We start from the raw sequence: 12222 nt of genomic DNA, 5'->3' as shown, positions 1-12222 counted from the left end.
TTGAACGGCAAGCCGCTATTGGCCATAACGCGGATCAAGTTTGCGACGTTGACTGCGATCAAGCCCTCTTGACGAATCAGGGCTGGGCCGATTATGGTTTGCCCCATGCAACTGCAATCGGCCCTCGCTCTCCTGCTGAGCCTGATCTCCCTGACCCTGTTCCTGGGTCTGGGCCGACTGCTGCGCCCCGCGCGCATCTAAATCCAAACCCCTCCTGTTGTTTGTACCCGTCCGCCTTGCGGGATTCGTGCGTCTTCGCGCGTCCGCCGGCGGTGTCCCCGATGCCGAGGAGACTCCCATGCTGACCCTGATTCACCTGTTCTCTGCGCTACGACTGCTGACCGACTGCCAGGCCGTGCAAAGCGGCAGCCTGGCAGTCCGGGAGTCCCTGATCGGGGCCCGCGCCGCGACTCGAAACCCACGTATCGAAAGCGCATCCAGGAGAAAACGATGTTGAATCAGCCCGCCACCAAGTACCGAGCATTCGAACCGATCCGCCTTGCCGACCGCCGCTGGCCGGACAAGGTGATCACCGAGGCGCCGATCTGGCTCTCGACCGACTTGCGCGACGGCAACCAGGCCCTGTTCGAGCCGATGTCCGGTGCTGCCAAGCTCAAGCTCTTCAAGACCCTCGTCGCGGTCGGTTTCAAGGAAATCGAAGTCGCGTTCCCCTCCGCCTCGCAGACGGATTTCGACTTCGTCCGCACCCTCATCGAAGACGGTCACATTCCTGACGATGTGACGATCGGCGTGCTGACCCAGGCGCGCGAACACCTTATCCGCCGCACCTTCGAATCGCTTGCCGGCGCGCACCGCGCGATCGTGCACTTCTACAACGCCACGGCGCCGAACTTCCGCCGCATCGTGTTCAACACGGATCGTGACGGCACCAAGGCGATTGCGGTGGAGAGCGCACAGCTCGTCCAGCAGCTCGCTGCCGAACGGCCGGAAACCGACTGGACCTTCCAGTACAGCCCGGAGGTGTTCTCCGGCACTGAACTCGACTTCGCAAAGGAGATCGTCGACGCGGTGACCGCGGTGTGGGCGCCGACGCCGGAGCGCCGCGTGATCATCAACCTGCCGGCAACGGTGGAGGGCGCGACGCCGAATGTGTACGCCGACCAGATCGAGTGGATGCACCGCAATCTCGCACGCCGCGACGGCATCGTCCTCAGCGTGCATCCGCACAATGATCGCGGCTGCGCGGTGGCAGCGGCCGAACTCGCGGTGATGGCGGGCGCCGATCGCATCGAGGGCTGCCTCTTCGGCAACGGCGAGCGCACCGGCAATGTGGACCTCGTGACGCTCGCCTTGAACCTCTACACCCAGGGCGTCGATCCGAAGCTCGACTTCTCCGACATCAATGCGGTCGCCCGCGTGGCGGAAGAGGTCACGCAGCTGCCGATCCATCCGCGCCACCCGTATGTGGGCGACCTCGTATTCACCGCCTTCTCCGGCTCGCACCAGGACGCGATCAAGAAAGGCTTTGCGGTGCAGGACCCGAACGCGATCTGGGAAGTGCCCTATCTTCCGCTCGATCCGAAGGACCTCGGCCGCAGCTACGAGTCGGTGATCCGCGTGAACAGCCAGTCGGGCAAGGGTGGCATCGCCTACCTGCTCGAAGAACACTACGGTGTGGCGATGCCGCGCCGCATGCAGGTGGAGTTCGCCGCCGAGGTACAGCGCCATCTCGACGATGTCGGCCGCGAAGTGAGCGCGTCCGAGCTCTGGCGCATCTTCCGCGAGACCTACCTCGCGGTGGAGTCGCCGGCCTATGTTGAGCACCACTTGTTCGAATCCGGTGAGCAGCAGGGCATCCGCCTCGTCACCCGCGACGGCGGTGTTGAAACGCGCCGCGAGGGCACTGGCAATGGCCCGCTCGACGCAGCGGTGCACGCGCTGGGTTTGCCGGTGAAAGTGGTGTCGTTCGAGGAGCGCTCACTGACGGCGGGCTCCGATGCACGCGCGATTGCCTTCGTCGAGATCGCGATGGAAGGCGTGCCGGGCAGCGCGTTTGGCGCTGGCTTGCACGGCAACGTCACGACCGCAGCGATCCTTGCCCTGGTCAGCGCGGTGGCCCGCGCACAGCAACGCATTTCAAGTTTCGACCAACCTGCACCTGCCTCGGCGTGATCCGCCGCATGCAGGGCCCACGGCGGTGCCCGCGCTACCCGCGTGGCACCGACCGGCTCGCCAATCCGGCGATTGTTGAGTAAAATACTCAACAATTAAATGAGCCAGCGCCGCCACAAGCGGCGCTTCAGTTTTCATGCGTCACCCGCGCCTGGTGTTGTTCTCCGTCTGTTGCGTTGCGCTGATGTCCACCGTGGGCGTCGCACTGCCGTACCCGATCCTCTCGCCGCTGTTCATCGACGGCCCGGTCAACGGCTTCACCCATTGGGCCGGGCTCAGCCCTAAGCTGCTGCTGGGTATCGCGATTGCGCTGAACCCCTTCGGCATCCTGCTCGGTAGTCTGGTGTTGGGCCCGATGTCTGATCGCTACGGCCGCCGTCGCATCATGCTCGCCACGCTGACGCTCGCGATCCTTGGCTACGCGCTGAGCGCCTTCGCGCTGGTGACCGAGGACTTCCCGCTCTTCGCCCTCGCGCGTTTCGCGACCGGGCTGTGCGAAGGCAATGCGGCGATTGCCCGCGCGATCGCCGCGGACCTGCATCCGCAAATCGACAAGACGCGCTCCTTCTCGATGGTGAATGCCTCGCTCTACATCGGCTGGCTGGTCGGGCCGTTGCTGGGTGGCTTCCTGATGCCGCTGGGTGGCTGGGTGCCGTTCGTGGTGGCCGCGGCGATGATGCTGCCGGCCTTGGTACTGCTCGCCTGGCTGGTGCCCAACACTGGCGCGAAAGCGGACCCGGGCGGCCGTGGCTGGGTTGCCTTCGCGCGTGAACGACACGCCTTCCGGCTGCTGGAAGATCCGGCTGTGCGGCGTGTATTCTGGCTCCAACTTGCGTTCACCTTCGGTCTGAATGGCTTCTACGAGTTCTACCCCTTGTGGCTGGTCGAGTTCGCTCGGCTGGGGCCGACCGGTATCTCTTGGGTCACCGCTGGCATGTGCCTGCTGATGACCTTGATGAGCGCGCTGGTGTGGCCGCGCATCGGGCAGCGATTCAGGCCGCTCGCCGCTGCGCGCAGCACCGCGTGGGTGGTGGCTGCCTGCTTTGCGGTGCTGGCAACCGGTTGGTCGACGCTTGGCATCGTGGTGATTGTGCTGATCGGCGTGCCACTGTCGATCTACAGCACGTCGATGCCGGTGCACTGGTCGCAAAGCTTCGACCAGCACGGCCAGGGCGCGGTGATGGGATTGCTCTCGACTACCTTCTGCCTCGCCAACGTTGCGGTTGCCTTGGTCGGCGCAGCGCTGATCCTGCTCGATACGCGCCTGGTGCTGGCCCTCAGCGCAGTCGCGTGCGGCACCGCGGCCTGGCGCCTTGGCGGCCTGCTGCGGCGCGGCCCGCCGGCTGTGGCGGCGGCCTGAGGCAATGCTGAATATCCGCCCGGCAGTGCGGCGCGACGCCAATGCAGTCGCCGATGTGCTGCTTGCCTCACGCAAGGCGCTGATGCCGTCGATTCCGCTCGCGCATGACGACGAGTCGGTGCGCAAATGGGTGGCGCTGCACCTGATACCGTGTTCCCGTGTGCTGGTCGCCGAGCGTGGCCACCGCATCGTCGGTTTCTGCGCGCTGGCGGAGCGCGGGGGCTGTGGCTGGGTCGACCAACTCTATGTGCGGCCGGACGCCGTGGATACCGGCGTTGGCAGCGCACTGCTCGGTTACGCGGTATGCGAGTTGCCCTTCCCTGTTCGGCTCTGGTGCTTCCGCGACAACCCGCGCGCTTGCCGCTTCTACGAGCATCGTGGTTTTGAAGTGCTGCTGCGTCGCGAGGGCGCGGCAGCGGACAACGAGGAAGGCTTGCCGGATCTGCTTTACCAGCTTCCGGACCGGCGAATGGACGTCTAGGCCGCCTGAGTGTCCGGTGCGGCCGCGAGGCTGTGTACCCAGGCCAGCGCGGTAATGCGCGCACTCGCAGCCCGCATGGCCGGGATACCGAGCTTGCGGCATGCGACAAGCAGCGCGACCGGGTCGCCGTTGTCGCCGGCTTCGGCCACGGCCAGCCAGTCGGCACATGGGCCGCGGCGCCCCAGCAAGGCTTCGCGCACTGCGGGCGTGAGCGCAAGCGGTTCCAGCGCGGTTTCCATCGGCACCTGCAGCAGCATGTCGAGCTGCGAGAACAATCCGGTAACGAACAGATCGTCGCGCGCCTCTGGTGCGACACGATCGGCCAGCACTTCGAGCATGCGGGCGCGCACCAGCGCGGTTTCCATCATCGCGTCGCCCTCGCCGCGCTGCGCGCTCGCGCACACCAGCAAGGCCAGCCAGCGGTAGAGCTGTTCGCGACCGAGCAGAACGAGGGCTTGTTCGATCGAGCCGATCGTGTGCTGCAGCCCGCCCGAGGCGGTATTCACGAAGCGTAGCAGCCGGTAGGAGAGCGCCATGTCCTGCTTGAGCGCCGCGGCGATTTCGCGATTTTCGGTGTCACTGCCGATCCGCGCGAGCAGTGCTGCGACGCGCAGGGGGCCGGGCGCGATGCGGTTCCCTTGCCAGTTGCCCCGTAGCTGCGCGAAGGCGCCGGCTGCTTCGCTGCAGCCCAGCTTCCATGCGGCATCGAGCGCGTCGAGGGTGTCGACGCCGGTGGCAACCCGCGGAATCAGCGCAAACTGCCCGCCCAACTGGGCGTGATAGCGCTGCAGTGTTGCCGGCGCTTGGTGAAAATCCAGCAGGAAGACGTCGGCGAGCCACGCGAGCGACTCGAACCACGGTGCGCCGGGCGCTGCGTCCAGGCCGATACGGACGCCCTCGCGCTGAAGGCTACGGATCCGGCTGACCGTCTCCGGCGCGGCCGCCTGTTCCGGCTCGGCGGGCTGGACATGGAGCACTGTGCGCAGCGCGGCCAGCCGTGGCAGCGAACCGTGCGCCAGCGAAGTGTCGTCAATTGCGATCCATGCACTGCGCTGCGCGGGCCAGTGCGGCGCGAGGGTCAGCAGCCGGGCAATCAGCAAATCGTCGAGCAGGGCGCGGACCCGCGGTGACTGATCCGCCAATTGGCCAGTACGCCCGGCCTGAAGCGAGAAGAGGTAGCCAGTGGCGCGCCGCTGTTTGTCCAGCAAGACCTGCTGCAACAACGCGCCTTCTGCGGCAGGCGCCGGCTCCGCTTCGGGGGTGGGCGAGATCGTCACTGCCTGCGCGGCGGCCGGTTCGAGCGGCGACTCCGCTTCCTGGCGTTTAGCCGTTCCCAAGCCCAGCAGTCGCGAGATCCATGCCAGCATGCCAAGCTCCACGCAGTGTGTTGGCGCAGCATCCTGCCGCTTGCGGGCGGGTGTCAATCATCCGCTTGAGCAAACCGCGCCCGGCGGTTTGCCTTCGGTCAGACGTGGCGCGGCGCAAGCCGCTGGCGCCCGGCGCCACGCTCCGATTTCGTCGCGCTCAGGCGCCCAGCAGCATGCAGCCTGCGATGGCCAGTGCGCCGCCGGCGACACGCTGCAGACGGGCGCCCGCCGCGCTTTCCGGAATCCGGCGCCCGATCAGCCAACCGCAGCCGTGCAGTGCCGCGCTCGCCAACGCGAAGCCGGCAGCGTAGGCGAGCAGGCCCGCATCGCCCTTCTCGGCGACGTGTGCGGCACCGTGGCAAACGGCAAACACCGCGACCAGCGGTGCGGTGAGCGCAAGCGGCAGACGCGCCGCCGCCGCGATCAGCAGCCCAAGCACCAGCACGGATGCAGCGACACCGGCCTCAATCAGCGGAAAGTGCATGCCCGCTTGTGCCAGCCCAGCCGCCGCCAGCATTGCCGCGACAAAGGTGGCCGGCAGTGCCCAGCGTGCCGTACCGCCCTGGCGGGCGGCATAGAGCCCGACGGCCAGCATCGCAAGCAGATGATCCACGCCACCGAAGGGGTGGCTGAAGCCGCTAGCGAGGCTCATTGCCTCGTGGCCGGGGTGGGCAAGGGCAGTACCCGATGCCATGACAAGACCGGCAGCGAGCAGGGGGCGGATGGGTCGCATGGGTGTTCTCCTTGAATAGTCAGGCGGGGGCTAGCATGCCCTGGGTTTCGATGAAAGCGATGATGTCCGAAAGTCCTTGCCCGGATTTGAGATTGCTGAAAACAAATGGCTTTTCTCCGCGCATTTTTTTTGCGTCGCGGTCCATCACTTCCAGCGAGGCACCCACCAGCGGCGCCAAGTCGATCTTGTTGATCACCAGCAGATCGCTCTTCGTGATGCCCGGGCCGCCCTTGCGCGGGATCTTGTCGCCGGCCGATACGTCAATCACGTAAAGCGTGAGGTCCGAGAGCTCGGGCGAAAAGGTCGCTGCGAGGTTGTCGCCGCCGGATTCGACGAAGATGATCTCCAGCCCTGCGAAACGCTGGTTCAGGCGGTCGATCGCTTCAAGGTTGATCGAGGCGTCTTCGCGGATCGCGGTGTGCGGGCAGCCGCCCGTCTCGACGCCGATGATCCGTTCCGGCGCCAGCGCTTCGTTGCGCACGAGGAACTGCGCGTCCTCGGCGGTGTAGATGTCGTTGGTGACGACAGCGATGTTGTACCTCTCGCGCAGTGCCTGGCACAGCGCGAGAGTGAGGGCGGTTTTGCCGGAGCCGACGGGGCCGCCGATGCCGACGCGGAGGGCTTGTTGGGTGGTCATGGTGTGAGTCTTCTTGAATTGGCGAAAGCGCCATGCAGGCGGACGCGGGGAAGTAGGTTGGGCCGAGTCTTGCGAAGCCCAACGCTTGGTGTGCGGTTTCGCGCTTGTTGCTTGCGATTGGCGTTGCTGGTTTGCAGGCGTTCGTCGGCCGGGGTCCCGCCCCCGGCGGGCGTGTTACTTCTTTTGCTTCGCCAAAAGAAGTAACCAAGAAAAGGCGACCCGGCGTTCGCGGTCAGGTGCTGCGCACCTGACTTCCCTGCGCTGCTCGCGAAATCGGGCGGCTGCGGAACTCGCGCCGGGCTACGCCCGCCGCTCAGACAGTCCTCGCCGTCGTCGCTGCGCGCCGATTCCCCGAGTTCGCTGCGCTGCTCGGCGCTCTCGACGGGACCCAAAGTCAAAACCATCGGTTGAGCAACGCGTGTGTGATGTTCGTAGCTTGGATGAAGGAGAGCGGAATCCGGGGTGGACGTATCCAGATGTTCAAGCGCACCTGCCGGATTCCGGCCGGCGGCCTGGATCCGGGCTACGAGCAGCCTGAAACGGGCGATCGTCGACGCTTTTCGATCCCCCTCTGAAACGCCGAGCAGCACAGAAGCATCGGGTTCCGCCGCATCGCGGCGGTGGCGAGGACTGTTTGAGGCCCGCAGGGCTGAGTTCCGCAGCCACCCGATGTTTCGAGCAGCACAGGGCACCCCTTGCGCAGCAAGGGGCGTTGAAGCGGGGCGACTTTCTTTGGGTACTTTCTTTGTTCGTACAAAGAAAGTACCCCGCCCGCCGGGGCGGGACCCGGCTTGAACGGACCAGCCGCAACATGGCGACAAATGCACCGAAGTCGAAAGAAGCGAAACATGCTCGCCGTTCATGACCTGAACAACCTCGTGTATTGCCCCTCATGCATCGCACTTGCCCACGCCAACCCAGGCGTGAAGTTCTCCCATTCATCCGGCCCGATCGTCATCGCCGCACGTGCGAGCGCGGGGATCGGTTCGCCGAGGGCAACGAGTAGCCGCTGGCCAGCGCTCTGGCCGAGCGGCACGATCTTGACTGCGGCCATTACCTGGTTTTCAAGCCACGCCCAAAGGTAGGCCACCACCGCGTCTTCCGGTGGCAGGCCCCAGGCGGCCGCGGCAGCGGACCAGGCGGCGGGGTAGGAGAGTTCGCCGATGCCCGTCAGCGCCTGGCGAGTGAAGGCCGGCAGGGTGTCGAGTTCGCGCAGCAGGCGCGCGCAGGAGTAGCCCATCTGCACGGTCTCTGCGCGCAGTTCCATGGATTCGCGGGTAGCGAGGAACTCGGCGTCGAGCCGCAACACTTCGCTCACTTCGCCGGTGCGCCAGGCACGCATCATCGCGACCAAAGCCGGCGCTTCGCAGCGTGCGATGCCGTAGCGCATCAGGTCGCCGATCCAGTCGCGCGCCTGCGCTTCGTTACTGACCCAGCCGCACTCCACCGCCCATTCAAGCCCCTGCGAATAGCTGAAGGCGCCGACCGGCAGGGCCGGGCTGGCGAGATGCAGCAGGCGGGTCAGCGCGGCGAGCGAGCTCACGCGGCGGCCTCCTTCGCGGCAAGCGTCTTGCTGAAGCAGATCGCCTCGGGCCGGCCGATGTAGCGGCCGAAGTTGGGGATCTCGCGATAGCCGTGGGCGCGGTAGAAGGCGACCGCGGTGAGGTTCACGCGCCGGGTTTCCAGCCATAACTCGCGATAACCGTCGGCGGCCGCGCTGTGTTCCAGTTCGGCAAGCAGGCTGCGGCCGATGCCGCCGCTGCGTGTGCGCGCGAACATGCGCTTGAGCTCGGCGACGCCCGGCTGCAGCGGGCGGTAGGCGCCGCAGCCCACGGCTTCACCGCTCGCGTCGCGGGCGATCACGAAGCGTGCGCCGGGTCCGCGTACGTCGGCGGGGTCGAAGCTGCTGCGGCCACTATCGCCGGTGATTGCGGCGAGCGTGTCGGACAGCGCATCGAGCAAGGCCCGCGCGTCGTCCGAATCCGGTGCGGTGGTGCTAATGCTCAGGCTCATGCGCCGGCCATCATGTGGATCTTGGCTTCGGTGGCGCCGCGCTCGCTGTGGTGGTGGCCGTGGGCGTAGGCGCCGGCTTCCGGTTCGAATGCGGCGGTCACCGGACGCACTTGCGCGCCGAGCCCGATCAGCATGGTTTCCAGCACATGGTCGGCCTGGATGCGCAGCCAGCCGGCGCCCACCTGCACCGCCACATGGCGGTTGCCCAGGTGATAGGCGGCGCGGGCAAGCTCAAATGCGCCCGCGCATTGCGCCTCCAGCAGGGCTTCGGGGGCCGACACCACCTCGACGACCCGGCCGTCCTTCGCTTGCAGCAAATCGCCGCCGCGCAGGATCGTGCCGCGTGGCAGGAACAGGCCGACTTCCTCACTGCTCGCGAGCTGCGTCCGCAGCCGGCTCTTGGTGCGGGCGTCGAAGTTCAGAACCAGTTTTTCGGTCGGCGTAGCGTCGCCGGTGTAGAGCGATTCAATCAGCAGCATGATTCAAGCGGGCGCCAGATGCAGCGCCTTTTCCATGAAAACGGAGAGCGGATCTTCAGCGTAGTTGCCGAAGGGCGGGCGTAAGCGGTAGCCGGCGCGCTCATAGAGGCCCAGCGCTTCCGGCTGATGGATGCCGGTTTCGAGCCGGGTGAGCGGGAGGCCAGCGTTCACCGCGTCGGCTTCGAGTGTGGCGAGCAAGCGGCGGGCGATGCCCAGGCCACGGCAGCGTGGGGCGACGAACATGCGCTTGATTTCGGCGTAGTCCGAATACGCGACGTAGGCACCGCAGCCGACTACATCGCCCGCCAACTGTGCAGCGAGAAAGCGCACATGCGGCTGCCGCAGCGTTTCGACGTCGAGCAAGTGATTGCTCTCGGCCGGGTAGAGCGCATGCATCAGCGCGTCCAGCTCGGCGATCAGGTCGCGGATTGCCGGCTCGCCGGGGTCGGCGGGCGCGATGCGAAGGTCGGCGACGGTGACCATGGTCAGAACAGGAAGTAGCGCTGCGCCATCGGCAATACGCTGGCCGGATCGCAGGTCAGCAATTCGCCATCGGCACGCACCTGATAGGTCTCGGCGTCGACGTCGATGTGGCCGCACCAGTCGTTGTGGATCATGTCGGCCTTGGTGACTTTGCGGATGTTCTTCACCGCAACCAGCGGTTTCGACAGACCGAGTTTCGCGACGCTGCCGTTGTCTAGCGCTGCCTGCGACACGAAGGTGACGGAGGTCTTCAGTGCGCCGCCGAAGCTGCCGAACATCGGGCGGTAGTGCACCGGCTGCGGCGTCGGGATCGAAGCGTTGGCGTCGCCCATCGCGGCAGCGGCGATCATGCCGCCCTTGATGATCAGGCTGGGCTTCACGCCGAAGAAGGCGGGCTTCCACACCACCAGGTCGGCGAGCTTGCCGACTTCGATCGAGCCGACTTCGTGCGCGATGCCGTGCGCGATCGCCGGGTTGATCGTGTACTTGGCGATGTAGCGCTTGGCGCGGAAGTTGTCGTTGCGCTCACCGTCACCCGGCAGGGCGCCGCGCTGCACTTTCATCTTGTGCGCGGTCTGCCAGCAGCGGATCACCACTTCGCCAACGCGCCCCATCGCCTGCGAGTCGGACGAGTACATCGAGATCGCGCCGATGTCGTGCAGGATGTCTTCGGCGGCAATGGTCTCGCGGCGGATGCGGCTTTCGGCGAAGGCCACGTCTTCGGCGATCGAGGCGTCGAGGTGGTGGCACACCATCAGCATGTCCAGATGCTCGTCGATGGTGTTCACGGTGTAGGGTCGCGTCGGGTTGGTCGAGCTCGGCAGCACGTTGGGCAGGCCGGCGAGCTTGACGATGTCCGGCGCATGGCCGCCGCCCGCCCCTTCGGTGTGGAAGGTGTGGATGGTGCGGCCCTTGAAGGCGGCGGCGGTGTCTTCGACGAAGCCCGATTCGTTGAGCGTGTCGGAGTGGATCGCGACCTGCACGTCGTACTGCTCGGCCACGGCGAGGCAGTTGTCGATCGCGGCCGGCGTCGTACCCCAGTCTTCGTGCAGCTTGAGCCCGATCGCGCCAGCTTCGATCTGCTCGGCGAGCGGGCCGGGCAGCGAGGCGTTGCCCTTGCCGAGGAAGCCGAGATTCATCGGGAAGGCATCGGCCGCTTCGAGCATGCGCGCGATGTGCCAAGGCCCCGGCGTGCAGGTGGTGGCGAAGGTGCCGGTGGCCGGCCCGGTGCCGCCGCCGATCATCGTCGTCACGCCGCTCATCAGTGCCTCTTCGATCTGCTGCGGGCAGATGAAGTGGATGTGGGTGTCGATGCCGCCGGCGGTGATGATCATGCCCTCGCCGGCGATGATCTCGGTGCCGGCGCCGATGGCAATGGTGATGCCGGGCTGGATGTCCGGGTTGCCGGCCTTGCCGATCGCGGCGATGCGGCCCGCCTTGATCGCGATGTCGGCCTTGACGATGCCCCAGTGGTCGAGGATCAGCGCGTTGGTGATCACCGTGTCGGCCACTTCATGTGAGAGCTTCTGGCCCTGGCCCATACCGTCGCGGATCACCTTGCCGCCGCCGAACTTCACTTCCTCGCCGTAGAGGGTGTAGTCCTTCTCGACTTCGATCCAGAGTTCGGTGTCGGCCAGGCGCACGCGGTCGCCGGTGGTGGGGCCGAACATTTCCGCATACGCGCGGCGCGAGATTTTCGCCATTACAGATATCCCATCACGAGGCCGCGGAAGCCGAACACCTTGCGTTCGCCCGCGAGTGCGACCAGCGTGACCGTACGGGTCTGGCCCGGCTCGAAGCGCACCGCGGTGCCCGCAGCGATATCGAGGCGGTAGCCGTGTGCGGCGGTGCGGTCGAAATCCAGCGCCGCGTTGGTTTCGGCGAAGTGATAGTGCGAGCCGACCTGGATCGGGCGGTCACCGGTGTTGGCGACGACCAGGGTGATCGTTGGCCGGCCGGCGTTGAGTTCGATGTCGCCCTCGGGCGTGTCGAGTTCTCCGGGAATCATGTGGCGCTCCTGCGGAACAGGGTCTTGTAATAGATCGCGTTGGCGGCCCAGACGCCGTCTGGCGAGCAGGCGAACTCGGGCAGGCCGCCGATGTACTGCCAGCCCTGCGCGCCATAAAAGTCTTCGGCCGGCGAACCGGCTTCGGTGTCGAGGAACAGCAGGCCGCGCTGCAACGCATGTGCGGCGTCTTCCAGCGCGGCCATCAGTGCGCGAGCAATACCTTGGCGACGCGCACCGCGCATCACGAGCAGCTTCTGCACTTCGGCGCGGTTGCGGCCGTTCTGGCGCATCGCGAGTTCGAGCTGAACGGTGCCCAGTGGGCGGCCCGCGTCATGCGCCAGCCAGAGCAGTCGCGAGCCATCGGCGATCGAGTCGGCGAGGCCGTCAACCCATGCCAGCGCCGTGTCACGGCTGATCGGCAGCACGAATCCGACCGATGCGCCGCCCTCCACCGCGTCAATCAGCAGGGTGGCGAGTGCCTCACGGTGTGCCGCAAATGTGACGGGCGTCAGCTGTTCGATCTGCACG

General features: G+C 66.4%; 14 protein-coding genes. 4 read left to right on the top strand and 10 right to left on the bottom strand.

Annotated features, from left to right (window positions below; genetic code table 11):
* Positions 1-298 precede the first annotated feature (298 nt).
* From HH302_RS08420 to HH302_RS08405, 4 genes are all read left to right on the top strand, one after another.
* Positions 299-457, top strand: a complete 159-nt coding sequence (locus tag HH302_RS08420) for a hypothetical protein (protein ID WP_172201279.1) — start codon at positions 299-301, stop codon at positions 455-457.
* Positions 451-2133 carry a 2-isopropylmalate synthase gene (gene leuA / locus HH302_RS08415; RefSeq protein WP_172201277.1) on the top strand — a complete coding sequence of 561 codons (1683 nt, stop codon included), beginning with the start codon at positions 451-453 and terminating at the stop codon, positions 2131-2133. The genes HH302_RS08420 and leuA overlap by 7 nt, the downstream gene beginning before the upstream one ends.
* Before the next feature lie 136 nt (positions 2134-2269).
* Positions 2270-3493, top strand: a complete 1224-nt coding sequence (locus HH302_RS08410; RefSeq protein ID WP_172201275.1) for an MFS transporter — start codon at positions 2270-2272, stop codon at positions 3491-3493.
* Positions 3494-3497: 4 nt separating this feature from the next.
* Complete coding sequence (locus HH302_RS08405; RefSeq protein ID WP_172201273.1) at positions 3498-3974, top strand: GNAT family N-acetyltransferase; 477 nt, start codon at positions 3498-3500, stop codon at positions 3972-3974.
* On the opposite strand, the gene HH302_RS08400 is transcribed toward HH302_RS08405, so the two are convergent.
* From HH302_RS08400 to HH302_RS08355, 10 genes are all read right to left on the bottom strand, one after another.
* On the bottom strand, positions 3971-5341 hold the full coding sequence (locus HH302_RS08400) for an EAL and HDOD domain-containing protein (RefSeq protein ID WP_172201271.1): 1371 nt from the start codon (positions 5339-5341) through the stop codon (positions 3971-3973). The genes HH302_RS08405 and HH302_RS08400 overlap by 4 nt on opposite strands.
* 157 nt (positions 5342-5498) lie before the next feature.
* Complete coding sequence (locus HH302_RS08395) at positions 5499-6074, bottom strand: HupE/UreJ family protein (RefSeq protein WP_172201269.1); 576 nt, start codon at positions 6072-6074, stop codon at positions 5499-5501.
* Between the two features lie 19 nt (positions 6075-6093).
* Positions 6094-6711: an urease accessory protein UreG gene (gene ureG, locus HH302_RS08390; RefSeq protein ID WP_172201267.1), complete on the bottom strand. Its 618-nt coding sequence runs from the start codon at positions 6709-6711 to the stop codon at positions 6094-6096.
* A gap of 859 nt (positions 6712-7570) precedes the next feature.
* Positions 7571-8254 (bottom strand): urease accessory protein UreF, encoded by a 684-nt coding sequence (locus tag HH302_RS08385; RefSeq protein WP_172201265.1) that lies wholly within the window; start codon positions 8252-8254, stop codon positions 7571-7573.
* Positions 8251-8724, bottom strand: a complete 474-nt coding sequence (locus HH302_RS08380; protein ID WP_172201263.1) for a GNAT family N-acetyltransferase — start codon at positions 8722-8724, stop codon at positions 8251-8253. The genes HH302_RS08385 and HH302_RS08380 overlap by 4 nt, the downstream gene beginning before the upstream one ends.
* Positions 8721-9203, bottom strand: a complete 483-nt coding sequence (ureE, locus tag HH302_RS08375; RefSeq protein ID WP_172201261.1) for an urease accessory protein UreE — start codon at positions 9201-9203, stop codon at positions 8721-8723. Before ureE ends, HH302_RS08380 begins: the two co-directional genes overlap by 4 nt.
* 3 nt (positions 9204-9206) lie before the next feature.
* Positions 9207-9686: a GNAT family N-acetyltransferase gene (locus tag HH302_RS08370; protein WP_172201259.1), complete on the bottom strand. Its 480-nt coding sequence runs from the start codon at positions 9684-9686 to the stop codon at positions 9207-9209.
* A gap of 2 nt (positions 9687-9688) precedes the next feature.
* Positions 9689-11389: an urease subunit alpha gene (ureC, locus tag HH302_RS08365; RefSeq protein ID WP_172201257.1), complete on the bottom strand. Its 1701-nt coding sequence runs from the start codon at positions 11387-11389 to the stop codon at positions 9689-9691.
* Positions 11389-11694, bottom strand: coding sequence for an urease subunit beta (locus HH302_RS08360; protein WP_172201255.1), 306 nt, complete (start codon positions 11692-11694; stop codon positions 11389-11391). Before HH302_RS08360 ends, ureC begins: the two co-directional genes overlap by 1 nt.
* Entirely contained in the window at positions 11691-12221 is a 531-nt protein-coding gene (locus HH302_RS08355) for a GNAT family N-acetyltransferase (protein WP_371814635.1), read from the bottom strand. Before HH302_RS08355 ends, HH302_RS08360 begins: the two co-directional genes overlap by 4 nt.
* Position 12222: the final 1 nt, after the last annotated feature.

Origin of the sequence: Niveibacterium sp. COAC-50, assembly GCF_013184235.1 — a bacterium.
Classification (GTDB): Bacteria; Pseudomonadota; Gammaproteobacteria; order Burkholderiales; family Rhodocyclaceae; genus Niveibacterium; species Niveibacterium microcysteis.
The sequence above is the reverse complement of the archived record's forward strand: the minus strand, read 5'-3'. Positions and strand labels throughout refer to the sequence as shown.